This window comes from Fulvivirga maritima (genome assembly GCF_021389955.1).
GTDB classification, from domain to species: domain Bacteria; phylum Bacteroidota; class Bacteroidia; order Cytophagales; family Cyclobacteriaceae; genus Fulvivirga; species Fulvivirga maritima.
The window spans coordinates 4,731,091-4,758,020 of the sequence record NZ_CP089980.1 but is presented as its reverse complement, the minus strand read 5'-3'; the positions used below and the strand labels follow the sequence as shown (position 1 = coordinate 4,758,020).

Below are 26,930 nucleotides of genomic sequence, written 5' to 3'. Positions count from 1 at the left end.
ACTATAGTTTTAATTTTCTGGCTAACAAATTACCTGCTATGGTTGTAAAAGCCACTACAGTTATACTACTCAAAGGCATTAATACGGCGGCAAACACAGGTGTAAGCCAACCAACCACTGCAAAAGACAAACCTACCACATTATACAAAAAGGATATTACAAAGCTAGCTATAACTATCTTTTTAGCTTCTGTTACGTATTGTAAGAACTCACTCAGTTTAGTTACTGAAGCCCCCTCAATAATGGCGTCACAGGCAGGAGAAAATGCAGAAACATCTTCCGCCACGGCAATTCCCACATCACTTTGGCTGAGAGCTCCGGCGTCATTCAACCCATCTCCTAACATAAGCACTTTATGATGCTGCCGCTGTAATGATTTAACATAGTTAAGCTTATCATCAGGCTTTTGCTTAAAAAGCATAGACCTAAGCTGAGGCAATATATTTTTCAACACTTTCTCTTCCTGATGATTATCTCCAGAAAGCAACTCAAGGTCATATTTTAGTAAAGACAGGTCTCCTACCATTTTGGTAAGTCCAGGCCTGTAATAATTAGTAACCTGAAAGGAACCTATCAACTGATCATTTTCAGAGAAAAAGACACTGTCTTCATTTACTTTATTATCATGCAAGGCCCATGAAGAGGAACCTAATTTATAAACTTTTTTACCAAAAACAGCTCTAATCCCCTTACCTACTATTTCTTCAAATTCATCTACATGCATTAGCTCCACATCTTCAAGAGAGTCATAAATCCTCTTGCTTAAAGGGTGTGTAGAGTTAGCAGTCATACCTTTCAGAATACTTTTTTCTACAGACTTCATAGGAGATCCTGAATAAGTCACCCTATGATCGCCAGCGGTAGTAATGGTACCCGTTTTATCAAAAACAATGGTATTCACATTAGTTAACTTTTCCGCCACTTCGGCGCTTTTTAGGTAAAATCTGTTTCTACCTAAAATACGCATGGTATTGCCATGAGTAAACGGAGCAGAAAGTGCCAATGCACAAGGACAAGCCACAATGAGCACTGATGTAGCTACCAACCATATCTGACTAGGATCAATAAAATACCAAAACACAGACGACACTATTGCAATGGTAAAAATAGCAATGGTAAAGTACTTACTTATCCGATCAATCATTGATACGGAATCTTTCTTATTAAGAAAAGTATCACTATTCCATAAGCTGGTCAGGTAGCTTTGCGAGGTGGCTTTAAGTACTTTTAAATATATACGCTCACCAGCCTGCCGCCCTCCGGCATAGATATGCTCTCCTTTATCCATTTTTACTGCCCGCTGCTCTCCGGTAACAAAGCTATAATCAATATTAGCACTGTCACTCAAAAGCACTGCATCAGCAGGTATAATCTCCTGATTCCTAATAATAATCTCATCTCCTTCCTGCAGCTGCTGGATGGGCACAGGTACTTCCTGATCACCATCACGCTTAAGTACGGCTAAAGGGAAATAACTCTTATAATCACGATCAAAAGAGAGGTTTTCATAAGTTTTATTTTGAAACCATTTACCTATGAGCAAAAAGAAAATAAGCCCGGCCAAAGAGTCCATATAACCAGAGCCTGTTGCTGAGATAATCTCATAAGTACTTCTTATAAAGAGGATAGCCATACCCAATGCAATAGGCACATCTATATTTACAAAACCTCTTTTTAAGCCTTTGTAAGCAGATATAAAATACTCCTTACCTGAAAAGAAGAAAGCAGGAAGTACCAGAAACAAATTCAAATAACTAAAAAACCGGTCGAAGTCATGAGACATCTGATCTTTAATTCCCAGGTATTCAGGAAAGCTCAATAGCATAATATTACCAAAGCAAAATGCTGCTACCCCTATTTTCAGAGATATTCTATTGCCTATGCTCTTACCTTTTTTAGTGCCATCAGCAGCATTAAATTCCGGCGGATAACCTATCGAGGATAACAAAATAGCCAATTCTTCCAATGAAATGTGGCGCGGATCAAAGTGAACCTCTGCCGCTCTTTTCATAAAATTGACTTTTGTCTGAATGACACCATCATGAAACTCATTAAGATTTTCTAATACGTACACGCACGAGCTGCAATGGATATCAGGTAAATCTAAATGAATAATACTATGATCGGTTGACTGAAAATTGAGCAGCTGCCCCTTGATTTCGTCATTCCTCAAAAAATCATACTTGCCTCTTAAGTGTGGGTTAGATTTATTTCTGCTTTGATAAAGCTCTTTTAGGTCATCTTCCTGAAAAAGCTCATAGATTGATTTACAACCTACACAGCAAAAGTCTTTCTTATCATAATTTATATGTTCATCCCGGCATTCTTCCCCACAATGATGACATAAAACCTTCTGCTCTACCTGAATCATACAGTTTCTGATATGTGGTAAGTCCAAATTGGATAGGATGCGTGATTAACAATATCTTCAGCCAAACTGCCAGATAGCAGATGAGCCAAACCTTGTCTGCCATGAGTACCCATAGCAATCATATCAGCATCTATTTCCTTAGCAAAAGCAATAATGCCTTGCTCTTCATATTTATCATTATAGATATTTAAGGTATAGTTAGAAAGCATATACCTATCGGCCACTTGCTGCAGTGCTTGCTTCACTACAGAATCACGTTCAAAATTATTAGGGGTGTTTATTCTTACCAGATGAATCTGAGCATCAAACAACTCTTGCAACTGTTTGATCTCTGCCAACAGTTCTTCTGATATATCAGCCAAAGTAGCTGTAGCAAACACAATATTTTTAATAGACGGAACAGCTACCTCTTCAGTCATAGTAATAACAGGACAACTCGCCAACCTCACCACTTTTTCAGCGTTAGAGCCTACGAACATTTCCTTGAGGCCACTAGCTCCTTTGGTGCCCATTATCACCATGTCATACTCTTCTTCGGCCAGCTCATCTTGCACACATTCATATGCCGTGCCCGCTACTATTTTTTTGTTTACCTGCTGAAATTGAGCCTCAGTGATGGTTTCCTTCATAAACACTTCCATGGCTTTAGAAGCATTTTCTTTCATTACACGCAACAGGTCAGCATCAGCACCAAAACCAACGGCCAGGCCTGTAGGATCCAGGTAACTTTCTATAGGGTGCTCCACTGCATGGAGAACCGTTACCCTCATATCATTATGGATATCATTTAGCTCAGCAGCAAACTTTAAAGCAAACTTAGCCTGCTCTGAAAAATCGACGGGAACTAGTATACGTTTCATCACTTTCTATCTTTTAATGATGTTCAAAGGTGATGAATAAAGGTAAATTGGATAAAGGTATGCATCAAGCTTATTACTGATTTTTATCAGTAACGCCTTATTTTGAGCATTTTAAAAGCACGCAATTGAACAAAATCAAGCAAAAGCCATCATAAAGGCAGCCAGCCTAACACTTTCAGTATCCATAAGAAGAATACATATGGGAAACTAGTTATCTTAAAATCATCAAATGCTACGTTCACATAACGACCTATTCCTCATAAACAGATCCAATTCTGAGCTTTGAAACACTACTTTTTTCAGATTTCAAACTCCTTAAACCCCAAATAGGATTGAGCTATTAGCAAAGGCTTATTTCCGTGTTTATATAAATGAGCATATACAAACGCATGCATATCAATCTCATTTTCCCACGTGTCATAGATTGGCTCCATACCTTTATAACTAACCAACGAACGATCATAGATTAAAGGATAACCTGCCCAGGAATCACATATTCCATCAAGCAAGGGCTTATTAGGAGCCCAAGTTTCAAGATCCTTAATAATCGTCTTTTTTATTTCATCATAGTACTCACATTTGCGACCCATAATACTATTTTAACATTTTAATTAATTATTTATACTTATACATTACATAAATTAATTAAATAGAATATTATTTAAAACTTAATTAAGTAAATATTTAAATATTCCATCAACAGAAACAAAATATATCACTTTAACTTACAGCCATTTACTATGATCTTCACCTATTCTTTTGAAACCTGCATGCCTTAGATGAGGTAGCTGGTATTACTAAGAAATACGATCAGTTTGATATTATACTAACGGGCTACACTTGCAACCTTGGGGCAGAGAATCTTAACAAGGATCTTTCACTTCAGAGAGTTAAAATTGTAGCTGAGTACCTTGCAGCTAAGGGTGTTTCATCTGACAGAATTATTACAGATGATCAGGGAGAAAATAATCCTATTGCTGATAACTCTACTTTAGAAGGCAAAAAACAGAACCGTAGAGTAGAATTTGAATTAAAGAATAAATAAAACCCACATTAAAGGAAGAGAAGCCTGAACTTATTCCCTGTTCATTTCGGCTTCTCTTCTTTCCATTTTTGTCTAATCCTTTCCGCTTCCTCAGGGTTATCTTTAGTATATATTTTATATAAATCAGAACTAGATATTCCCACAAAAATTAAGGTTAACACCAAAGCTGGAATCATTCTTTTGAAAAATCGAGCATAAAAAGGATCAAGATATTGCTTTTTTAGCAGCATCACTGCGGAGACTAATATTGTAGTAGCACTCACTCCTATCACAGCCAAAATCAACATTTCATCGGCTCCGGTGAGCAAGAGCATCCGGAATAAAAGGCCAGCCACTGCTGCACACATCACTATTCCAGACCATATGGAAACACCGATTTGCCAACCAGGCACTCCCTTAAATCCTCCTGAGAATATAGATTTAGGCGATACATTTGTGAAAATTGAAAACCCAAAAAACACATAAATGACAAATAGCATGAGGGCTGAGACTATTAACAGTTCATTACTCCACTCTAAGGAGATAAACCTTAATAGCACACCATGCAGGAACAATACAACAAAAATTATTTCTAGTTTCTTAATCATAAATAGTAAGGCATAAAAAAACCCGACCAAAATTGGTCAGGTTTTCTCAATACAGATCTATCGGTTAGAACTTATTTTACTTTTTTTACGATAGCTTCAAAAGCTTCAGGGTGGTTCATAGCTAAGTCAGCTAACACCTTTCTATTAAGATCGATGTTTGCTTTTTTAACAGCACCCATAAATTGAGAGTAAGACATACCGTGCAATCTTGCTCCGGCATTAATTCTTTGAATCCAAAGTTTTCTAAAATCTCTTTTCTTAGCTTTTCTATCGCGGTAAGCGTAAGTCCAACCTTTTTCGACAGCATTTTTAGCTACTGTCCAAACATTTTTCTTTCTACCAAAGAAACCTTTAGCAGCTTTAAGTATTTTTTTTCTTCTCGCCTTTGAGGCAACGTGATTTACTGATCTTGGCATTTCTTAATTGTTTTTGGTTCAGGGCGTCCTACTTTCGCAAGTACTTTAAAGCCATAAACCTGGTGAATAATTTAAAACCTGAAGTCCTGAGACTAGATGTTAAGCATTGCTTTTACATTGTTCTCATCTGACTTATGCACAAGAGACATTTTAGTCAAATTTCTCTTCTGTTTCGTTTCCTTCTTAGTCAGGATGTGGCTTTTAAAAGCATGTTTTCTTTTAATTTTGCCAGTACCTGTAAGCTTGAATCTCTTCTTCGCTCCTGATTTAACTTTTACTTTAGGCATTTTAATATATAATTTATCAGATCTGTATCTCTTTAATTTATTTCTTCGCTGCCTTAGCGGCGATGAACATAGTCATACGCTTACCTTCCAGCTTAGGCATTTGCTCTACTTTACCATAATCTTCTAAAGCTTGAGCAAACCTTAAGAGTAAAATTTCTCCTCTTTCCTTAAACACGATTGTTCTTCCCACGAAGTGTACATAAGCTTTTACTTTTGCACCTTCCTTTAAAAACTTCTGAGCGTGGTTTAGCTTAAAGTTAAAATCATGCTCTTCAGTGTTAGGACCAAACCGAATTTCTTTGACCACAGTCTTCTGGGCTTTCGCCTTGATCTCTTTCTGTTTTTTCTTTTGTTCGTATTTGAATTTAGAGTAGTCTATAATTTTACAAACCGGAGGGTCGGCCTTGGGTGAAATTTCCACCAAATCAAGGTTTTGCTCACGAGCCATTTTTAGGGCTTGCTCAATGGGGTAGACATCTACCTTCACATTGTCACCCACTACTCGCACTTGAGATGCATGGATTTTCGAGTTTACTTTATAGGGCTCTTCTACTCTCCCTCGATAGCCCCTTCTTTGAAATTTTTGTTTACTAATGTTGACCTCCTTATTTTAATTGGGAAAAACAGGTTGCAAATATCGATATATAATTTAATTTTTCAAAGGTGAACTGTACTTAAACATTAAATGTTGCACCTTCTTCCTCTGTTAAACTACTCTCACTATGAAAATGTTCAACAAAATCAGATAAAGACATGCTTCCTACATCACCTTTTCCGTGTCTTCGCACTGCCACTTGGCTTTCTTCCTGCTCCTTATCTCCTACTATGAGCATAAAGGGCACTTTCTTCACCTCGGCATCACGAATTTTTCTTCCTATTTTCTCATCTCGGTTATCAATATAACCTCTAATGTCCTTTTCTCCCAATTTTGTATATATTTCTTCAGCGTACTGATGATATTTTTCACTTATTGGTAATACAGCTATTTGATCAGGAGCTAACCATAGAGGGAAGTTCCCACCACAGTGCTCTATCAATACTGCCACGAATCGCTCCAGAGACCCAAATGGTGCTCTATGAATCATCACAGGTCTGTGCTTTTGGTTATCAGAACCTGTGTATTCTAAATCAAATCTTTCAGGTAAGTTATAATCTACCTGTATAGTTCCTAGCTGCCAACTTCTTCCTAAAGCATCTTTAACCATAAAGTCAAGCTTAGGTCCGTAGAAGGCCGCTTCTCCTGTTTCTCTTATTGTAGTAAGGCCACGCTCATCAGCAGCTTCCTGAATTTCGCGCTCCGCCTTTTCCCATAGTTCATCTTTACCGATGTACTTAGACTTGTTTTCAGGATCTCTTAATGATACCTGAGCGGTATAATCATTAAAACCTAAGGCTTTAAATACATAAAGCACAAGGTCAATCACCTTAACAAATTCTTCTTTTACCTGATCTGGTCGGCAAAAAATGTGGGCATCATCTTGAGTAAAGCCTCTAACCCTGGTTAACCCATGTAACTCTCCACTTTGCTCATATCTATAAACAGTACCAAACTCAGCTAATCTTACTGGTAAATCTTTATAAGACCTGGGTTTAGAGTTATAGATTTCGCAGTGGTGCGGGCAGTTCATCGGTTTCAATAAAAACTCTTCATTTTCATTAGGAGTCTTTATAGGCTGGAATGAATCCTCTCCGTACTTTTCATAGTGACCCGAAGTAACATACAGTTGCTTAGAACCAATATGAGGCGTAACTACAGGCTCATACCCTGCTTTAATCTGAGCTTTTCTCAAGAAATTTTCAAGACGCTCTCTTAAGAGCGTACCTTTTGGCAACCATAGCGGAAGCCCCATACCTACCTTTTCAGAGAAGGTAAATAGCTCCAGTTCCTTGCCGAGTTTACGGTGATCTCTCTTTTTAGCTTCTTCAAGCAGCTCTAAGTATTCTTTTAGCTCTTTCTGTTTAGGGAAAGTAACGCCATATATACGTGTAAGCTGCTTTCTTTTTTCATCTCCTCTCCAGTATGCACCAGCAACGTTCATCAGCTTAATAGCTTTGATAATGCCTGTATGCGGCACGTGTGGTCCACGGCAAAGGTCTACAAAGTTGCCTTGTTCGTAAAAAGTGATTTTACCGTCTTCAAGCCCTTCTATAAGCTCAAGTTTGTATTCATCACCTTTTTCTTTAAAATATTTTATAGCATCATCTTTACTGATATCCTTACGGATGAACTGGCTTTTCTTTTTGGCCAGCTCGCTCATTTTCTTTTCAATCTCCGGTAAATCGTCTTCTCCAAGAACGCGATCTCCCAGGTCAATATCGTAATAAAAGCCATTAGCAATAGGAGGCCCTATACCGAACTTTACTCCGGGGTATAGCTCTTCCAGTGCTTCTGCTAATAAGTGAGCAGAAGAATGCCAGAAAGTAGATTTTCCTTCTTCGTCATTCCAAGTTAATAGCTGAACCGTAGCGTCTTCCTCTATAGGTCTGCTAGCATCCCATACTTCACCATTTACTTTAGCAGAAAGCACATTTCTAGCTAACCCTTCGCTAATGCTCATGGCTACATCATAACTTGTTACTCCTTTTTCATATTCCCTAACGGAGCCGTCAGGTAATGTGATCTTAATCATACTTTATAATTATTCTTCTATTGTAACGTCTTTTTTCTCAACTGCGGCAGGCGAATTTTCACCGGTAGCTTCCTGAGAAGTCTTCTCCTGCTGCAAACGCCACAAATATGCAACTTTTCTTTGCAAAACCTCCAATTCCGTCTGTGCTAAATTATTAGTAGAGTCCTTTTTAAGGATTTCTTCATAAGTTTCAATAGCCAGCTGGTATTGCCGCTGCTTATCTAACGACCGAGCGGTAATTAAACGAGCAGCTAAAAAGTTGTTATCTTCTTCATAAGCCTTTCTTGACACCTGTTCAGCTGAATCATATTCATTCATTTTATAAAAGGTATTGGCTAAGTTATAGAGATCCTTTAACTCGCCTCTTACCGCCACCAATTCCTGATAAAGCATTTTAGCAGTATCAAGTCTATTGGTATTGCTGAGTAAATCGGCCTTATTTTCAATATAGTTCGGTTCCTCAGGGGCAATCTGTAATAACTTGTCTATGTGATACTCCGCCTTGTTATACAACTCCTGACGAGCATAAATTTCATATAGCTTTAAATGTGCAGCATCTTCTTTACTATCTACCTGCAGCGCCTTGTCATAATTTTTAATGGCATCAGTGGTATCCTCCATTATGAGCATCACATCTCCCTTAAGCCTGTACCCCTCTCCTGTTTGTTCTAACTGTAAAAGTCTGTCCACTGAAGACTTTGCCTTATCGGCCAAACCTTGATCCAGGTATTCCTGAGCCAAGATTTTATACAAGTCAAAACTCTTCATACCAAGCGCTTCTGCGGTAAGCAATGATTTTATTGCCTTTTCTGCATGGTTAAGCTTCTGCTGTATTTTACCTTCTAAATAGTAATAGTCAGGATTTTCTTCCGTAAGCTTAATGGCCTTTTTTATGTTGTTATCAGCAGCGGCATAGTTATCTTTCTGATAATAAGTTCTGGCAAGCTGATAGTAAAGCTGAGGCTCATTGGGATAATCAGATTCTAAATCTTGCAAATACTCCAGCGTTTGATCAGGATCTACTTTCATATCCACAGTTTCCATAGGATCTCTGGAATACTTAACGCAGGAGCTGGTTATTAATACTATGAATATGATTAAAATTCGCATTGGGTATAGTTTCACTTTCGTAAAGTTATAACTATAATATAAACTGAAAACTAATCTTAACCCCAAACTTAGTAGCATCAGGATTATCTAAGTAATTAAGACGGTGCAAAAAGTCTACTCTAATGATTTTGAAGATATTTTCTATACCATACCCTACCTCTATATAAGGAGTATTCTTTTTAAAGGAATGTACCGGAGGCACCTCTTCACCTGTACTGGTAGTAGGTGGAATCAGTGCTCTATTTTCATCACTTAATTGGCCGTAAATAACATTAGCTGTAGCCAACAAACGCCATTTCAGCTTGCGCATCAGTGGGATCCTATTAAGAATAAAGCCCTGGAAGTAATGGTTATAATTTAATGAAACATAAGTATCACTCACAAACTCAGAATAGTTCATCAGGTTGAAAGCTGCAGTTGTATAGAATATCGATTCATTACCAATATGAGCTTTGAGTAATGGATATGGCAATGTTTCAAATACATGCTCACCTGTGAGCGATATGCTACTGGTACCAAAGAAGCCCATGCGAAGGTCATTATAAATATTGAGGCCTAACTTATTATAGTCAAAATCGCTACCAAAAACCCCTTTAAACCCACGGGTATATCTCATAGTAAAAATAGGCCATTTTAAAGTCCCTAAGCTGATTCTATTATTATCATCTTGCACAAAGACCTCATCTTTAGCAAATCTCGTCTCTATAATGGTTTCTGCTGTTTTAAACTGACTGGCCAAAGGCGCATCAGCCCCGGAATCAGTGTAATAAGCAAAATTATAAAGCGGATCAAATGTTTTATAATTGAAAACCACTTTTGGTGTAAAACCTTTAAACACCTCTCGTTGTGCTGTTATCTTGGCTTGTTCGTATTTATACGGCCTAATGAGATTTCCGAATTTAGTGGCTGCAAGGAAGATATAATTACCCATGAGATCTTCAGCGGCCAGCCCTACCTGATCTCTGTCTTTAGTATATTCTGCCCGCACCGTGGTCCATTTATGCCGGTCTATAATATTTTCAACAAAGGCCTGATATTTAAATTCCTGGTCTTCGGTACCGTATGCTAGCCTACCACCAAGTATCCAACGATCACTAAAGTCTATGTTGGTTCTAAACCCTGCCTGAAACCTATGTCCTTCTACAGTATTGTTAGCATATAAATTTAGATAAGGGCCAACATCAAACTTGCCTACTTTTTTATATCCGTTAATAGCCACTTTGAGAATCTCTGTATAGGTTTTAACCACAGGAATGCTCTTAAGCGTATCTATCATTTTATACACATTCAATTCGGTAGATGATAAAGGCTCATGCCTATGCTCATTCCAAAAATCATTACCGTTATTAATGTTGAAATCTTCTTCTACCTTGATCGGCTGAGCGTAAAACTTCTGCTCTTTGGGTGCATCTACCGTAATATTTCTGTTACTGGTGTAAAATTTGGCCAACACACCAGCCATGTTATCTGTTACCTCCCCGATATCCAGAAGCACCCTGTTTTTAACAGGAATCCATGGACCAGCATCTGTTGGTGCCAGCTCTTGCTGTATTTTTATTTTCTCTATGTAGTTAAGGTTAGCTGTTTGCGTTACGGTAGCATCCATTTGCTTTAGGGCATAATCCTTCTTGGTAATCCACATAGTACCTTTAAAGGCCAGATCTTGCTCACTTCTAGGGTAAAAATCTAGTCTGTAACAGTAGTCACTTTCAACATAAGCACTATCTGTGAGATCATAATCATAATACAGGCGCCATCCATCAGCGATTGGAGAAACGAAGTCCTTACTTACAATATTGAGCCAGTTTTGGTAAAAGTTATACTCCTGAAATGAACTACCTATAAACTGAGATACCAGTGTACCATCTTCTATACCTACACCTGTAATTTTGGTTTTCAGTATATTCTCATGCTTCAGTTTCGGACTATTCCTATAATAAGTTTTTGATAAAGATTCTGAAATAAAAATAGGCAAAATGGGTTGTCCATCTTCACCAGCCATACGCTCCACACTGTCCATTACGCTGGTAATTTTCTGCATGATTTTACGCTTCTTAAACTTATCAGTAATGTTATCTACATCTACCTCTATTTTAGTGTAGGTTTCATACTCATAAGCATCTAAAGAACGCTTGTCATTTTGATCTTTGTTACGGATGACATTACGCATGATCTCATACGCAGGGTTCTCTCCTGCCACAAAAACCACTTCTTGTAAGTTGACTACATTTTCTTCGAGCTGAAAGTCTAACTTTTGTACAGTTGGGCTTACGGCTTTAGTCTTGGTAAGGTACCCAATATAAGATACGGTTAATGAATCTACTTTTTTAGTAGTCTCTAAGGTGTAGAAACCTTCAAAACTAGTAGTGGTACCAATATCAGTGCCTTTAAACACCACATTAGCAAAAGGGATAGGGTCTCCAGAACCGGCGTCAGTTATTTTACCAGACACGACCGTTTTCTGTGAAAACACTTGAACAAAAGGCACAAAAACTAGCATTAACACTAGAGCCTTGTTAAAAAAATTAACTTTATTTCTCAATCAAGTAAAGTTTAATCACATGTTACTTGAACTCAAATTAGAGATTCAAGGTTTCTTTTTTACCTAAAAATTTAGGTTCTTTCTTAACAATATAAAGATCCCAAACAGCCAGAGTTCTGGCCAGGCACTCTCTCATTTTCACATTAATCATAGAAATAGAAATATTATCAGCTCCCATTACTACGGCTTCCATATCATAATAATTACTGATAAAGAGCGCACGTAACCCATGAAATGACTGAGTAATTATAATGATATGATCCTGTCCAAAAATTTTCTTACACCGAACTATAGAATCTAAAGTTCTCAGTCCGGCATAATCAAGGGTTATGGCCTCTGCTGGTATCCCCAGCTTTATTAAGGCCTTCCTCATTTTTATAGGTTCATTATAATACCTACTCCTATTATCTCCACTCACTAAAATATGCTTAATCTTCCCGGTTTTATAGAGCTTAGCAGCGGTCTTCATTCTCTCTCTAAAAAATGGATTAGGATCTCCATTCATCAGATAATTACTGGTACCTAACACTAAACCCACGTCTTGCTGGGGAAGATCACCCATATCTTTATACACCTGATCTTTGGTAGCAAAGTAAATCCATAAATTGGTAACTAGTACTATTAAGAGAAGGAATATAAATGAAAATGTAAAAATTTTTAAAACTACCTTGAGTATTTTCATCCAAAAAGACAATGAGGCTATATCAAAAGTTGATTTTAAGTTACACCCAAGTTTTTGAAATCTCCATTATTTCATCTGGAATATAATTCAAAAACTTCAATATTACCTTCACTAATTAAGTGACCACTTTTGATACAACCTCATCTTATTTCATTTGATTAAGTACTTTATTAGTTCTAATGCATTGAAAATCAGGAAATATTAAAACAACTCGATGGTATCTCCTACTCCATGTGTATCGTCGTCATCCTCATCGTTATCGTTAGCGACTTCCTTTTTAATATTTTCACCTTCAACGAACTTCACCTTTTTAACAGTAAACTGTGATAGTTTATTGCCCATGGCTTTCCATCCTTTTACATCTATTTGCTCCTCTAAAGCCAGTTCTTCGGTTTCCTTATCTTTTCCTTTTCCTCTGATGAATTCTACTTCTACAGTAGTTTTATCGAAAGTAGAGGCAACTACCAGTTTAGATCCGGATGCTTCGCTGATGAAGTTAAACTTCTTATTAATAGTAGTAGTTTCTACCTGGAATCGTTTAACGAAGTAGTTTTTACTATCTCCATCATAATAAATTACTGATACTACTTTTTTAGGATCAAAACGCTCAATGAGCATAACCTTGGCGGTTTCATAGTGATTGGTAAGTTCATAGCTAGTCAATTCATAGCTACCATCTTTATAAATCACCAGAATATTATCATCTCCATTGAAGTTACCAATGTGAATACCTCTTTCGTCTTTATTTAAACGACCAACGGATTCATCATACCATATATCAAGGCCGCTTAGTGTAGAGACTCCTTCAGACTTGAGCTCTATTTTTCTAACCGGGTATCTGGTAAGAATATTTCCTCCTGCTCCCCTACCTTTAATATCTATATCAGCGAAGTCAAAGTCAAACACCTTTTTCCTGGCTTTTGAACCTGATGTCAGCTTCACGTTAATTACCTCTGCTTCTCCATTAGGGTTAGCCGTTAGATAAAGAACTTTGGAGCCTTTGTTCTTTTTGGTAAGGTCATATTCTTTATCACGAGTTACAGCCGTAACATTGAATCTTTTGATCATAGATCGACCACTTTTACCATCGAGGTACACCAAGTTATAGGTCATTCTATCATCTCCTTTCTTCCAAATGCCCACATGAAGTATGTCTTTACCCATAAACACCTTATCAGATATTCTGGAAACCACACACTTGCCATCTCTTCTGATAACAATAATGTCATCTATATCAGAACATTCGCAAACAAACTCATCCTTTTTCAAAGCATAACCCACAAAACCATCTTGTCTGTTTACATACAGCTTTTGGTTGTTGGCAGCCACTATGGTAGTGTCTATAGCATCGAATGATTTTATCTCTGTTTTACGCTCTTTACCTTCACCATATTTCTTCAATAGGTTAGCATAATAAGCAATGGAAAAATCAATAATGTTAGCCAGATGATATTCAGTTTCCTTCAGCTCTTCTTCCAACTTGCGTAAAAGCTCATCAGACTTGAAGGAGTCAAACTTAGAAATACGCTTAATACGAATTTCAGTAAGCTTAACAATGTCTTCCTGAGTTATTTCTCTATAAAACTGTGGCTTATAGGGCTCTAATCCTTGATCTATAGTCTCTAATACGGCCTCCCAGGTTTCGCATTCTTCAATATCTCTATAGATACGGTTCTCTATGAATATTTTCTCTAATGAAGAAAACAGTATTTTCTCTCTTAGCTCACCTCTTTTAATCTCGAGCTCCTGAGTAAGCAGGTCTACTGTCTGATCTGTATTAGCCCTGAGTATATCATTTACTGATATAAAATGAGGCTTATCTTCTATAATAACACAAGCATTAGGCGAAATAGAGCTCTCACAGTCAGTAAATGCATAAAGGGCATCTATGGTAATGTCAGGAGACTGGCCTGGCGCTAAAGACACAAGTATCTCTACATCCTGAGCGGTGTTATCTATCACCTGCTTCACCTTGATTTTACCTTTATCATTAGCCTTAATGATAGAGTCTATAAGACTGGTAGTGGTAGTACCAAAAGGTATATCTTTTATTATAAGAGTCTTTTTATCATACTCTTCTATTTTGGCTCTGACTTTAACTCTACCACCACGCATTCCTTCATTATACTCAGAGAAATCTGCCATTCCTCCTGTTGGAAAATCAGGATATACTGAAGGTTTTTTTCCTTTTAAGTGATCTATGGCTGCTTTAATGAGCTCACAGAAGTTATGTGGTAATATTTTAGTAGACAAACCTACGGCAATACCCTCAACACCCTGTGCTAATAGCAAAGGGAACTTAACGGGTAGTGTAACTGGCTCCTTTTTACGACCATCATATGATAGCTGCCACTCTGTAGTTTGTGGGTTATAAACCACATCAAGCGCAAACTTAGAAAGCCTGGCTTCAATATAACGAGGTGCCGCTGCGCTATCACCCGTTCTTATATCTCCCCAGTTACCCTGCGTTTCTATAAGAAGATCTTTCTGGCCCAGGTTTACTATGGCATCACCAATGGAGGCGTCTCCGTGAGGGTGAAACTGCATAGTACTACCTATAACATTAGCTACCTTGTTAAACCTGCCATCATCCATTTCCTTCATAGCGTGCATAATACGACGCTGTACAGGCTTAAAACCATCTCCGATAGCTGGTACGGCTCTTTCTAATATTACATAAGAGGCATAATCTAAAAACCAGTTTTCATACATGCCCGATACCGGGGTGATATCATGTATGATATCATCATTTTTTTCTTGTTCGTTATTTTCAGCGTTTTCCTCGGCCATTTGTTATTTTAAAAAATTATCATCCAATATATTTTATAATCAGCTGGCTGTATATAATTGCCAGTGTTATAGATAAAAGGTTTCCTAATAAATAATAGTCATTGGAAATCTTATTTTCTTCATCTTTAATGCGAGTAGCAATTTTAAGAGCCGCAAAAAGTGTTAGAGACTGCGTAATACCATTTACCATAGTAAAGGTAATAAAAGCCCTCTCTGCCATACCTTTCACCACACTGCCAAAATTCACCTTATTACTACTGTGTCCTTTATGATTTATCTTGGCCAGTAACCAAAATAATAACACTGATACCCCTTCACAACCAACAATAACAAGGATAATTAACAGGATGACGTTCATGAGCTAAGATTAAGAATAAGTTTCCGTGCTATATTAAATTCATCAATTTTAAGACTCTTTTGCCGTCTCCACATGGTAGAAATATCTTTACTATAGATCTCTGCCACCTTCTTGTAGTCCGGCTCCTTCAAAAAGCTTCTGGCTATGGGCCTGTCTTTGGTGCCCCAGTCGTCATAAATCATTCTGTATAGCTGAAAAGCCATATTCAAATTCTCCTCTAACGGCTGATCAAGACCGGCTACTAAAATATCACTTTCCGCTGATTTTAACTCACCCAAAGAACGACGAGCCACTGTAAGCCCCTCTCCCAACATTTCATAAGCCTGCTCTTTATTTATGGGTGTATCTATAACACCAAAGTTAATTACAAACCTCAGTTTATAGGCTTCTTCTGCCTCCAGCAATATCTCATCCATAAGAAAGATTACTTCCACCGCTGTTTGCAGGGAGTTAACTATTCCCTGAAACTCATCTCCTAAAGTAATGGTAAACGGAGAAATAATCTTTTCACTGAGCCTTTCATTTACAGAATTCACCATCTCCTTAAAGTGGTGCATTAATGATCCTCCGGCTTTATCGGAGCTATCAATAATGTCTGCCATGACGATATAATACTTCTCTTTTTGCATTAATATTACAATAATAGATATTTTGTAATAAAAATACAAAGATTGATATTTTGTAATATTATTACAAAACTATGCCACTTCCTGCTCTTCTTCAATCAGATCCTTTTCTACTCTTAGTCTATCTACAATGAAATTCTGACGTTCAGGAGTATTTTTACCCATATAGAATTTCAATAACTGATTGATGGTAGTATCCTTAGTTAAATGAATAGGTGCTAATCTGATATCTTCTCCAATAAAGCCTTTAAACTCATCAGGAGAAATCTCTCCGAGTCCTTTAAATCGCGTGATTTCAGCTTTACTTCCCAGCTTAGCAATAGCAGCTCTTCTTTCCTCATCGCTATAGCAATAGATCGTTTCTTTTTTATTCCTTACTCTAAAAAGTGGTGTATCCAGAATAAAGATATGCCCTTGCTTTATCAGATCAGGGAAAAACTGTAAGAAGAAGGTTAAAAGCAATAACCTAATGTGCATACCATCCACATCAGCATCAGTAGCAATTACTATTTTTTTGTAACGAAGATTTTCAATACCGTCTTCAATATTCAAGGCATGTTGAAGCAAGTTAAATTCTTCGTTTTCATATACCACCTTTTTAGTAAGGTTGAAGCAATTTAAAGGTTTACCTCTTAAGCTAAATACAGCCTGAGTCTGCACATCTCTTGATTTAGTGATAGATCCACTGGCAGAATCTCCCTCTGTAATGAAGATCATGGTTTCATCTACTCTATCTCCTTTTTTATCACTCAAGTGAATACGACAGTCCCTCAGCTTTTTGTTATGCAGGTTAGCTTTTTTGGCACGGTCATTAGCCAATTTCTTAATTCCTGCTATCTCTTTTCTCTCTCTTTCTGATTGTAAAATTCTCTTCAGCAAAGCATCAGCCACTTCTCCATTTCTATGCAGATAATTATCTAGCTGATTTTTCATGAAGTCATTCACAAAAGTACGCATGGTAGGTCCGTCTGGCCCCACGCTATGAGATCCTAGCTTGGTTTTGGTCTGAGATTCAAATACGGGCTCTTGCACTCTTACCGCTACAGCTCCTACTACTGACGCTCTCACATCAGTAGCATCAAAATCCTTTTTATAGAAGTCTCTCACCGTTTTTACTAAAGCCTCTCTCAAAGCTGCCAGGTGAGTACCACCTTGAGTTGTATATTGTCCGTTTACGAAACTATAATACTCTTCTCCGTACTGATTACTATGTGTTAAGGCTACTTCAATATCTTCCCCTTTCAAATGAATAATAGGGTATCTTATATTTTCAGTGTCTGTTTTTCTCTCCAATAAGTCTTTAAGACCATTTTCTGAGTGAAATTTCTCTCCATTAAAATTAATGGTCAAGCCAGCATTTAAGAAAACATAGTTCCAGATAAGGTCATTCAGATAAGAGGGTCTGAAATGAAAATTCTTAAATACAGAAGCATCAGGTTCAAAAGCTATGAGTGTACCATTACGGCCACTAGATTTTTTTACCTCTTCTTCATTTGCGAGCTCTCCTTTATTAAACTCGGCTATTTTAGTTTCACCATCTCTAAAAGACTGTACTTTAAAATAGTCAGACAAGGCATTCACAGCTTTTGTACCCACACCATTTAGTCCTACAGACTTTTGGAAGGCACCAGAGTCATATTTACCACCGGTATTGATCTTAGACACACAGTCTACCACTTTTCCCAGCGGAATACCCCTACCATAATCTCGCACCTCTACCCTGTGATCAGTAATCTTCACATCTATGGTTTTACCATAACCCATCATATGTTCATCAATACTGTTATCTATTACCTCTTTTACCAGTACATAAATACCATCATCCTGAGCAGATCCGTCACCTAATTTTCCGATATACATACCAGGCCTTAACCTGATGTGCTCCTTCCAATCAAGTGACTTAATACTATCTTCGGTATATTCAATTTTCTTTTCCTCGGCCATTATTGCTTTTAATTATCCATTAACACATCTAGCGAATAAACACCAAATTTCACATTTATTCAAGAGTTCAAATAGAAAGTAGTGACACGCACCTATTCAATCAGTGCCCTGCAGCACCCCTATAAAAAACTCAAAATCAGAAGTTTATAAAAACTTAACTCCAGTAATATTTAAGACGAAATCTTTTTCTTAATCAATATCAGAGGCAGGGCTAAAACCCAAAGAGCGATCAGGCCTAAGGCTACATATATGAGATAGCCAGAGTTAGTATAAGCATAATGCTCACCACTATTAACCAATGATATGAAGTTCCATATGATTATAAAAAAGAAATTAAGTACCAATGCAAAGCTCAACTGCCAGCTGGTCATAATATTCTTTATAGATTCATCTCTATACTGTAATGATCTGGATACGGTATATAGTGAAAAATTGGCAACAACAAGAATAATGAGAGAAACATAAAAGAAAGTCTCTCTGGAAATCTCCCCTATCGGATTTCCGAAGTTATCTAGTCTATAAATTACTTCTACAGGTATAGAAGCATAAACATACAATAGTGCAGCTAAACTTACTAATAAGGAAACAAACCAGGCTGCTTTTATCAAACGCGTCATAACAACAATCTCTTTGGCTGCGAATTTAGATTATTATTTCTACATCAGTAGCCATTTTCACCTACAAATAAACCTAATTTTAAATCTCATCTCTAATTATGGGTTTTTCTTAAATATAGATGGTGCATGATCAGCATATCACTGTAACTTTGATCCAAATGAAAATTCTATGAATAAATATATCACAAGCTTCATTTTAATTTTATTAGTAGCCTGTACATCTAAGCAAGTAGATATACCTGGCTTTGATGAGAAAGAATGGCAACAAGATGATAATGGCTGTCAGCAAGTGAGAGTTGACATGGTTGACGCACTAGAAGAGCATAGAGAACTACTAAAAGGCCTCACTCAGGATGAAATAGTTATCTTACTAGGAAAACCAGACAGAAACGAGCTTTATAAAAGAAATCAGAAATTTTTCTTTTATGAGATCATAGATCCTGAGCATTGCGCTATAACCAACGAGCAGCACATATACTTAAGTATACGATTCAATGCTACTGGTTTGGCTAAAGAAGTGCAGATTTACAAGGAGTAATCACAATCGTTTGTTCTTGCTTTAGAGGGATATTTTTTGTATATTATTAGAATACACAAACCCATGAACAAATGAGAAGTTTTCAATTTCACCCCAATGAGCTCCTGCTTATTTACTACGATCCATCGACTAGTACAAGTAAGCAAACGAGAGCCTATGCCAGGTCTGTATCGAACAATGTTAATGAATTAAACTTATCCACGGTGAAGCTTACTACTACCTTATGGAAAGAAATCGTTAATAGGTTGGACTTACGTCCGAAAGACCTGCTGGACAAGTCTAATGCAAACTATCAGGCCAAGGTAAGAGGCAATACTTTTACTATGACCGGATGGCTTGAAGTTCTTTGTAACAACCCTTATTTACTCAAGGCTCCTATCGCTGTTTATCATGATAGAGCTATTTTATGCCGTAAACCTACTGATATTTTAAGGTTAGATGTAAACAGCAGAGGATCATTTAAAGTACCTCCGCACCTTAGGCCGAGAGTGGTTAATTAATATCTGGCCCTAAAATTTTAAGACCAGTGAATATTGAATCTTCTCTGGCTGTGATTGAAAAAAGATAGGTATGGGGAGTATTGGCAGACATTTTAAACTGCTCAAATTCCCCAACTAACTTTTGATCATAATACAAAAGAAAGACATTCCTTCCCCTGGCCTCATACGGCTCACTCGTTTCTACTCCTTTATCATAAATAGTAATAGTATCATTAGCCGCTTCATAGGTCCAATCTATACGCAAGTGCTGCACATCTACAGAGCCTCGTTTATTCAGTATAATTGTATTTGGCAAAAGCCAATGTCTTACCTCTTCTTTAAAGCTATATAGTATTACCAGGCTCACTAAACATATACCCAAAACCCAGATCAGTGCCTTCATGACAATCTTATGCCACCTTGCTCGATAGTGATAAGCCTTTCTTTATATAAAGACCCGATTGCCCTTTTAAAGGCCTTTTTGCTCATATTAAATTCATCTTTAATATCATCAGCATCTGATTTGTCATGGTATGGTAAATATCCATCACTTTTCTTAAGAGCCTCAAGCACTACCTCACTATTATGATCGATAGCCTTTTTCCCTTCAGCAGTTAAGCTCAAGTCTATCTTACCATCTTCTCGCAACTTTTTAATATAGCCTTTCTTCGTGTCTCCTATTCTAACGGGCTCAAAGACTTCATTTTCATAAATGAGCCCCTTATATTTCTGGTTGATTATGGCTGCATAGCCTACATCAGTACGGTTGTAAATTAATAAATCTACCTCGTCACCTTCATTCAGATCTTCATCGTGCTCACTCTTTAAGAAAGTATTGATTTTAGAGACCCCTACCAGCCTGTCAGACTTATAGTCCATACATATTCTCACTACATAGGTATTGCCTTCTACAAAAGGAATATGCTGTTCACTTTTAGGCACAAACAGGTCCTTTTCAAGCCCCCAATCCATGAAAGCTCCATGGTAGGTAATGTGAGTGGCTTTCAACCCTACAAAGTCGCCAAGCACTCCTTTAGGATGTAAAGTAGTAGCCAGCAGCCTATCTTCAGAATCTCTGTGTACAAACACATTGAGCACATCACCAATAGCTGCACTCTCAGGAACATATTTAGTGGGCAGCAATATCTCCCCTAAGTCAGACTTAAGATAAACACCAAAGTCAAGTTCCTTAACTACTTCCAGATCGTAAAATTTACCTATTTCCATAATGCAAAACTAAAGAAAAGATTGATCCAACTACTCTTTAATTCTATTTTGCTCTCTAATGGCATCTCTTATTTCCATCAATAGCTGTTCCTGACTTGTAGGGGCCGCCTCAGCAGCCGCAGGTTCGGCCTTCTTTTTCTGCAGGAAATTGTTATAAATCTTGGTAAGCACAAACACCGCCAGTGCCACTATAAAAAAGGTAATGACATTATTTATAAATAAGCCATAATTGATAGTTACTGGCTGTAGTGATCCATCTTCCATAGCTCTTTCAGCTATTTTGTATTTTAACTCTGAAAAGTCGATACCCGCAATCAGTTGACCTACAGGGGGCATTACTATATCATCTACAAATGATTTTACAATTGCTCCAAAATAGGTAGCCAGGATAAGCCCGACTCCTAACTCTACCACATTACCCCGAGAGATAAATTTCTTGAATTCTGTCAGCATGATACTACTAAGTTTATTGTGAAAAAATTAACCAATAGAAATGAGATTTGTTCGCTAGAGAGAAAGGGCTTAATTTCATTGATATATTTGAAAATTACAATATTCAAAACCCTATTAACCTCATGAAAAAAATTGCTGTAATTGGTTCTGGTACTATGGGTAATGGCATAGCCCATGTTTTTGCTCAAAATGGCTTTAGCGTTTCACTCATTGATCTATCAGAAGATGCTCTAAAAAAGGCACTCTCTACCATAGAGAAAAACCTGGACAGACAGATTAAAAAGGAATTAATCTCAGAAGCACACAAAAACACTACGCTAAAAAATATTACCACTTATACTGATACCAAAGCAGGCGTTAAAGAGGCCGAACTGGTGGTAGAGGCGGCCACAGAAAACACTGATCTTAAGCTGAAGATTTTCAAGGATTTAGATGCCATTTGTGATCCAGACACCATTTTAGCATCTAATACATCTTCTATATCGATCACCAAAATAGCTGCTTCTACCTCACGATCAGAAAAAGTGATTGGCATGCATTTCATGAATCCCGTTCCGGTAATGAAATTAGTAGAAGTAATAAGAGGTTATAATACTTCCGATGAAACTACCGCCACGGTAATGGAGCTATCCAAAACCTTAGGCAAGGCACCTGTTGAGGTAAATGATTACCCCGGATTTGTAGCCAATAGAATACTCATGCCTATGATCAATGAAGCCATTTATAGCCTTTTTGAAGGAGTGGCTGGTGTAGAAGAAATAGACACTGTAATGAAGCTTGGCATGGCTCACCCCATGGGGCCCTTGCAACTCGCTGATTTCATTGGGCTCGATGTATGCCTTTCTATATTAAACGTATTGTATGAAGGATTAGGCAATCAAAAATATGCACCTTGTCCGCTGTTAGTAAACATGGTGCAGGCTGGCCATAAAGGCGTAAAAACGGGAAGTGGTTTTTACTCATGGAGTCATGGCACTAAAGACCTAATAGTGGCAGATCGTTTTAAGAAATAAACATTAATACCGATAAAAAGAGAGAGGCTGCTCCCTTAAGGAAGCAGCCTCTTCTTTTTTAATTGTTCATCTCTACAAAATCACACTACGTTCATTTCTTTGGCTAAAAGGAATTTCTCCGCATCAAGCGCTCCCATACAGCCTGTACCTGCAGCAGTTACCGCTTGTCTGTACACTTTATCAGCAGCATCTCCAGTGGCAAAAACACCTTCGATATTCGTTTTAGATGTTCCAGGGATCACTTTTAAGTATCCTGTCTCATCCATTTCAAGGAAATCTTTGAATATCTCTGTATTTGGTTGGTGCCCGATAGCTACAAAGAAACCATCGATATCAATGTCCTTAGATTCTCCAGTAACATTGTTTTTTACTCTCATACCAGTTACAGATTCTTCATCTCCCAAAATCTCTTCTGTTTCGGTATTCCAGAGTACTTCTATATTATCAGCTTTTTCTACTCTGTTTTGCATAATTTGAGATGCTCTCATCTCATCTCTTCTTACCAAAAGATACACTTTAGGGCAAAGGTTAGCAAGATAAGTTGCTTCTTCAGCCGCTGTATCTCCACCTCCTACTACTGCTACTGTTTTTCCTTTATAGAAAAATCCATCACAAACAGCACAGGCAGAAACTCCCTTGTTAAGGTATTTATCTTCTGAAGGTAATCCCAGGTATTTAGCACTGGCTCCAGTAGATACAATTACAGATTCAGCTATAATTTCATATTTATCATCAACTACAGCTTTATGAGGATAACCAGAAAAATCTACTGAAGTAACCATTCCATAGCGAATGTCAGTACCAAACCTCTCAGCTTGTTTCTGAAAGTCCACCATCATCTGAGGTCCGTTTACACCATCAGGATAACCAGGATAGTTCTCTACATCATTAGTAGTAGTCAATTGTCCTCCAGGCTCTCCTCCTGTAACCATTATAGGTTTCAAACCAGCTCTGGCTGCATAAATAGCAGCTGTATAACCAGATGGACCAGAACCAATAATAAGTACTTTAGCGTTTTCTTGTGTCATTATTTATTAAGTCTGTTAGTTCTAAAATATCAATTTAATGGACTCCCTACGGGCTTTCGGCTTCATTGCCATTCCATTACACTACAAATATAAAAAAAAGAGGCCTCATACTATTATAAAAAAGCATGAGGCCTGATTGATTTTTACTATTCCGTGATAGTTATCCTAAATAAGGCTTCAATGCCTTACTTCTGGATGTATGTCTTAAACGCCTAATGGCTTTTTCTTTTATTTGCCTTACACGTTCTCTTGTCAAATTAAACTTCTCTCCTATTTCTTCTAGAGTCATAGAATGCTCTCCATTCAGTCCGAAGTACAATGTGATCACGTCTGCTTCGCGCTGTGTTAAAGTAGACAGAGCTCTTTGAACCTCTCTCCTCAGAGAATCATTCATTAATTCAGAATCCGGAGTTTCATCCAGATCATTCTCCAAAACATCTAGCAAACTGTTTTCTTCTCCCTGAACAAACGGAGCATCCATAGAAACATGCCTGCCTGATATTTTCATGGTATCTACCACTTCAGCGGTAGTTACTTCTAATACCTCTGCAAGCTCATCTGGTGATGGCTCTCGCTCATACTTCTGCTCCAGTTCGGAAAAGGTTTTGCTTATTTTGTTTAATGAACCTACTCTGTTTAGCGGAAGTCTCACTATCCTGGATTGCTCAGCTAAAGCCTGCAAAATAGATTGGCGAATCCACCAAACAGCGTATGATATAAATTTGAACCCTCTGGTCTCATCAAACCTTTGAGCGGCTTTAATTAGCCCTAAGTTACCTTCATTGATTAAGTCACCTAATGAAAGGCCCTGGTTTTGGTATTGTTTGGCTACCGAAACTACAAATCTAAGGTTAGCCTTAGTGAGTTTCTCTAAAGCCAGCTGATCTCCTTCACGGATCCGCTGCGCTAATTCTACCTCTTCGTCAGGAGTTAACAGGTCTACTTTACCTATCTCCTGTAAATACTTATCCAGAGACTGACTCTCTCTGTTGGTAATCTGCTTGCTAATCTTAAGCTGTCTCATTCAAGTCTGGGTTGATTAATACTAATTGACCTTTAGGAAAACATCAATTTTATAAAATTAAGTTCCAAATGACAAGCACTTATTACCGAATAATCCTTATTTAGACTCCTTTTTCTCTGGTTTTGGCAAAAGCACTTTCCTAGATAATCTAAATTTACCCGTTTTCTTGTCAATATCAACAAGTTTTACCTTAACTTCTTCACCAACTTCCATTACTCCTTCCATATTTTCTACTCTTTCCCACTTAATTTCAGAGATGTGAAGTAGTCCGTCTTTTCCGGGCATGAATTCGATAAATGCGCCAAAAGGCATTATAGATTTCACTTTACCATCATAAACCTCACCTATTTCAGGCTGAGCTACAATAGCTTTTATTCTCTTCAAGGCTTCGTTCATAGAATCGCCATTTACAGCAAATACACTCACTTGACCTTTGTTATCTATTTCCTCTATTACTATAGTGGCACCAGTTTCTTTCTGGATCTCCTGAATTACTTTTCCTCCTGGTCCTATTACCGCACCGATCATATCTTTATCGATGATGAGCACTTCTGAACGAGGTGCATTAGGTTTAAGGTCTGTATTAGGAGCAGAAATAGTTTTCTTCATTTCATTAAGAATGTGAAGTCTTCCATCTCTGGCTTGCTCTAAAGCTTGCTTCAGTACTTCATAAGGAAGTCCATCTACTTTAATATCCATTTGAGTAGCAGTAATACCTTTTTCGGTACCTGTTACTTTAAAGTCCATATCTCCAAGGTGATCTTCATCTCCTAAAATATCAGAAAGAATGGCAAAATTACCTGTTTCGCTGTCAGAGATCATACCCATAGCTATACCTGATACAGGAGCTTCTATTTGGATACCAGCATCCATAAGCGCTAATGAACCAGCACAAACTGTAGCCATAGATGAAGAACCGTTAGATTCAAGGATATCAGAAACCACACGAATAGTATAAGTATTCTTCTCAGGAAGAACCTCTTTAAGCGCTCTCCAAGCAAGGTTTCCATGTCCTACTTCTCTACGACCTGGACCTCTATTTGGTCTTACTTCTCCTGTACTGAAAGCAGGGAAGTTATAATGCAGCATAAATTTGTTAGAACCTTCGTACATAGCTCCATCAATTAGCTGCTCATCCATTTTAGTACCTAAAGTAACTGTACTTAATGACTGAGTTTCACCTCTTGTAAATACAGCTGACCCGTGAGTAGAAGGAAGATAATTCACTTCAGTCCAGATAGGTCTTACCTCATTAAGAGCTCTGCCATCCAATCTAATACGCTCGTTTAGCACAAGGTTACGACAAGCTTCCTTTTTAATACTTTTAAAATAACGAGAAAGCATAGTGCTATCGATCTCCTCATCTTCAGGCAGGCTTTCTACGAAAGCGCTGAATATTTCATCAAACCCTTCAGATCTTTCTTTCTTAGGTCTTGGTGTTCTCGCTATTTCATATACTTTTTCATAAAGTTCATCATGCATTTTAGCTTTTAAAGCCTCATCATTCACTTCATGACTATATTCTCTCTTTTGTGTTTTACCCACAGCTTCTTGTAATTCAAGCTGCACTTCACACTGTACCTTAATGGCATCGTGTGCCACTTTAATAGCCTCAAGCATCTCATCTTCTGACACTTGTTTCATTTCACCTTCTACCATTAAGATATTATCCATAGTAGCGGCTACTATAAGATCTATATCTGCTTCAGCATTTTGGCTCATGGTAGGGTTTACTATAAACTCACCATTTACTCTGGCTACTCTTACTTCAGAAATAGGGCCATTGAAAGGGATATCAGAAACCATTAATGCAGATGATGCAGCCAGGGCAGCTAAAGCATCAGGAAGAGCATCAGGATCTCCTGATATTAATGATATTGCGATTTGAGTATCAGCATGGTAGTCATCATTAAACATTGGTCTAATGGCTCTATCTACCAAACGGCTGATTAATACTTCATAATCAGATAGTTTTCCTTCTCTTTTAAGAAAACCTCCAGGTATTTTACCAGACGAGGCGAATTTTTCTTGATAATCCACTGATAAAGGTAAGAAGTCAACGCCTTCACCAGCTTCAGGTTTAGAAACCACCGTAGCAAGCAACATTGTGTTGCCCATTCTTACTACTACGGAACCATCAGCCTGCTTAGCTAATTTACCGGTTTCTATAGTTATGGATCTCCCATCGGGTAAACTAATTGTTTTGTTAATTACGTTCAATTGCATATTTGTTGAATAAAAAAATTTTATAAATAAGGGATGCGTGGGGAGCCGCTAATTGGAAAGATACACGAAATAAGCTA

General features: G+C 37.6%; 26 protein-coding genes. 4 read left to right on the top strand and 22 right to left on the bottom strand.

The genetic code is table 11. From position 1 onward, the window contains the following. Position 1: 1 nt before the first annotated feature. From LVD15_RS20035 to LVD15_RS20025, 3 genes are all read right to left on the bottom strand, one after another. Positions 2-2,371: a heavy metal translocating P-type ATPase gene (locus LVD15_RS20035; RefSeq protein ID WP_233776986.1), complete on the bottom strand. Its 2,370-nt coding sequence runs from the start codon at positions 2,369-2,371 to the stop codon at positions 2-4. Beyond that, positions 2,368-3,231, bottom strand: a complete 864-nt coding sequence (locus tag LVD15_RS20030) for a universal stress protein (RefSeq protein WP_233776985.1) — start codon at positions 3,229-3,231, stop codon at positions 2,368-2,370. The genes LVD15_RS20035 and LVD15_RS20030 overlap by 4 nt, the downstream gene beginning before the upstream one ends. A gap of 299 nt (positions 3,232-3,530) precedes the next feature. Continuing rightward, on the bottom strand, positions 3,531-3,821 hold the full coding sequence (locus LVD15_RS20025; RefSeq protein WP_233776984.1) for a hypothetical protein: 291 nt from the start codon (positions 3,819-3,821) through the stop codon (positions 3,531-3,533). A 176-nt stretch (positions 3,822-3,997) separates the two neighbouring features. On the opposite strand from LVD15_RS20025, the gene LVD15_RS27315 reads away from it, so the two are divergent. Then, positions 3,998-4,276, top strand: a complete 279-nt coding sequence (locus LVD15_RS27315; protein WP_370687427.1) for an OmpA family protein — start codon at positions 3,998-4,000, stop codon at positions 4,274-4,276. A gap of 41 nt (positions 4,277-4,317) precedes the next feature. On the opposite strand, the gene LVD15_RS20020 is transcribed toward LVD15_RS27315, so the two are convergent. From LVD15_RS20020 to LVD15_RS19960, 13 genes are all read right to left on the bottom strand, one after another. Continuing rightward, on the bottom strand, positions 4,318-4,863 hold the full coding sequence (locus tag LVD15_RS20020) for a hypothetical protein (RefSeq protein ID WP_233776983.1): 546 nt from the start codon (positions 4,861-4,863) through the stop codon (positions 4,318-4,320). A gap of 71 nt (positions 4,864-4,934) precedes the next feature. Next, positions 4,935-5,279 carry a 50S ribosomal protein L20 gene (gene rplT, locus LVD15_RS20015; protein ID WP_233776982.1) on the bottom strand — a complete coding sequence of 115 codons (345 nt, stop codon included), beginning with the start codon at positions 5,277-5,279 and terminating at the stop codon, positions 4,935-4,937. Between the two features lie 92 nt (positions 5,280-5,371). Further along, positions 5,372-5,566 carry a 50S ribosomal protein L35 gene (gene rpmI / locus LVD15_RS20010; protein WP_233776981.1) on the bottom strand — a complete coding sequence of 65 codons (195 nt, stop codon included), beginning with the start codon at positions 5,564-5,566 and terminating at the stop codon, positions 5,372-5,374. Between the two features lie 37 nt (positions 5,567-5,603). Continuing rightward, the gene (gene infC / locus LVD15_RS20005; protein WP_233780990.1) at positions 5,604-6,161 is read right to left on the bottom strand and encodes a translation initiation factor IF-3; all 558 of its coding nucleotides are present in this window, start codon (positions 6,159-6,161) and stop codon (positions 5,604-5,606) included. Between the two features lie 79 nt (positions 6,162-6,240). Then, the gene (gene thrS / locus LVD15_RS20000; RefSeq protein WP_233776980.1) at positions 6,241-8,196 is read right to left on the bottom strand and encodes a threonine--tRNA ligase; all 1,956 of its coding nucleotides are present in this window, start codon (positions 8,194-8,196) and stop codon (positions 6,241-6,243) included. Positions 8,197-8,205: 9 nt separating this feature from the next. Beyond that, positions 8,206-9,306 carry a tetratricopeptide repeat protein gene (locus LVD15_RS19995; RefSeq protein ID WP_233776979.1) on the bottom strand — a complete coding sequence of 367 codons (1,101 nt, stop codon included), beginning with the start codon at positions 9,304-9,306 and terminating at the stop codon, positions 8,206-8,208. A 31-nt stretch (positions 9,307-9,337) separates the two neighbouring features. Next, positions 9,338-11,806 (bottom strand): DUF5686 and carboxypeptidase-like regulatory domain-containing protein, encoded by a 2,469-nt coding sequence (locus LVD15_RS19990; RefSeq protein WP_233780989.1) that lies wholly within the window; start codon positions 11,804-11,806, stop codon positions 9,338-9,340. A gap of 79 nt (positions 11,807-11,885) precedes the next feature. Continuing rightward, positions 11,886-12,530: a SanA/YdcF family protein gene (locus tag LVD15_RS19985; RefSeq protein ID WP_233776978.1), complete on the bottom strand. Its 645-nt coding sequence runs from the start codon at positions 12,528-12,530 to the stop codon at positions 11,886-11,888. A gap of 201 nt (positions 12,531-12,731) precedes the next feature. Next, positions 12,732-15,320: a DNA gyrase/topoisomerase IV subunit A gene (locus tag LVD15_RS19980; protein WP_233776977.1), complete on the bottom strand. Its 2,589-nt coding sequence runs from the start codon at positions 15,318-15,320 to the stop codon at positions 12,732-12,734. A 19-nt stretch (positions 15,321-15,339) separates the two neighbouring features. After that, positions 15,340-15,678, bottom strand: coding sequence for a hypothetical protein (locus LVD15_RS19975; RefSeq protein ID WP_233776976.1), 339 nt, complete (start codon positions 15,676-15,678; stop codon positions 15,340-15,342). Beyond that, the gene (locus LVD15_RS19970) at positions 15,675-16,307 is read right to left on the bottom strand and encodes a SatD family protein (protein ID WP_233776975.1); all 633 of its coding nucleotides are present in this window, start codon (positions 16,305-16,307) and stop codon (positions 15,675-15,677) included. The genes LVD15_RS19975 and LVD15_RS19970 overlap by 4 nt, the downstream gene beginning before the upstream one ends. A 69-nt stretch (positions 16,308-16,376) precedes the next feature. After that, complete coding sequence (locus LVD15_RS19965; RefSeq protein ID WP_233776974.1) at positions 16,377-18,248, bottom strand: DNA topoisomerase IV subunit B; 1,872 nt, start codon at positions 18,246-18,248, stop codon at positions 16,377-16,379. 170 nt (positions 18,249-18,418) lie between these two features. Beyond that, positions 18,419-18,865 (bottom strand): hypothetical protein, encoded by a 447-nt coding sequence (locus LVD15_RS19960; protein ID WP_233776973.1) that lies wholly within the window; start codon positions 18,863-18,865, stop codon positions 18,419-18,421. Between the two features lie 169 nt (positions 18,866-19,034). Between LVD15_RS19960 and LVD15_RS19955 the strand changes: the two genes are divergently transcribed. Together LVD15_RS19955 and LVD15_RS19950 are read left to right on the top strand one after the other, a co-directional pair. After that, complete coding sequence (locus tag LVD15_RS19955) at positions 19,035-19,403, top strand: hypothetical protein (RefSeq protein ID WP_233776972.1); 369 nt, start codon at positions 19,035-19,037, stop codon at positions 19,401-19,403. A 71-nt stretch (positions 19,404-19,474) separates the two neighbouring features. Beyond that, complete coding sequence (locus LVD15_RS19950) at positions 19,475-19,903, top strand: arsenate reductase family protein (RefSeq protein WP_233776971.1); 429 nt, start codon at positions 19,475-19,477, stop codon at positions 19,901-19,903. Here LVD15_RS19950 and LVD15_RS19945 read toward each other — a convergent pair. Genes LVD15_RS19945 through mscL form a run of 3 tightly spaced genes read right to left on the bottom strand, consistent with a single transcriptional unit; the run spans position 19,896 to position 21,562 of the window. Beyond that, entirely contained in the window at positions 19,896-20,285 is a 390-nt protein-coding gene (locus LVD15_RS19945; RefSeq protein ID WP_233776970.1) for a hypothetical protein, read from the bottom strand. The two genes, LVD15_RS19950 and LVD15_RS19945, sit on opposite strands and share 8 nt — an antisense overlap. Next, on the bottom strand, positions 20,282-21,109 hold the full coding sequence (locus LVD15_RS19940) for a CvfB family protein (protein WP_233776969.1): 828 nt from the start codon (positions 21,107-21,109) through the stop codon (positions 20,282-20,284). Before LVD15_RS19940 ends, LVD15_RS19945 begins: the two co-directional genes overlap by 4 nt. A gap of 30 nt (positions 21,110-21,139) precedes the next feature. Then, positions 21,140-21,562: a large-conductance mechanosensitive channel protein MscL gene (gene mscL / locus LVD15_RS19935; protein WP_233776968.1), complete on the bottom strand. Its 423-nt coding sequence runs from the start codon at positions 21,560-21,562 to the stop codon at positions 21,140-21,142. A 122-nt stretch (positions 21,563-21,684) separates the two neighbouring features. On the opposite strand from mscL, the gene LVD15_RS19930 reads away from it, so the two are divergent. Beyond that, complete coding sequence (locus LVD15_RS19930; RefSeq protein ID WP_233776967.1) at positions 21,685-22,575, top strand: 3-hydroxybutyryl-CoA dehydrogenase; 891 nt, start codon at positions 21,685-21,687, stop codon at positions 22,573-22,575. Positions 22,576-22,655: 80 nt separating this feature from the next. Here LVD15_RS19930 and trxB read toward each other — a convergent pair whose 3' ends face one another. From trxB to pnp, 3 genes are all read right to left on the bottom strand, one after another. After that, positions 22,656-23,603 (bottom strand): thioredoxin-disulfide reductase, encoded by a 948-nt coding sequence (gene trxB / locus LVD15_RS19925; protein WP_233776966.1) that lies wholly within the window; start codon positions 23,601-23,603, stop codon positions 22,656-22,658. 160 nt (positions 23,604-23,763) lie between these two features. Further along, positions 23,764-24,627 (bottom strand): sigma-70 family RNA polymerase sigma factor, encoded by an 864-nt coding sequence (locus LVD15_RS19920; protein WP_233768988.1) that lies wholly within the window; start codon positions 24,625-24,627, stop codon positions 23,764-23,766. Between the two features lie 96 nt (positions 24,628-24,723). Then, the gene (gene pnp, locus LVD15_RS19915; RefSeq protein ID WP_233776965.1) at positions 24,724-26,853 is read right to left on the bottom strand and encodes a polyribonucleotide nucleotidyltransferase; all 2,130 of its coding nucleotides are present in this window, start codon (positions 26,851-26,853) and stop codon (positions 24,724-24,726) included. Between the last annotated feature and the right edge of the window lie 77 nt (positions 26,854-26,930).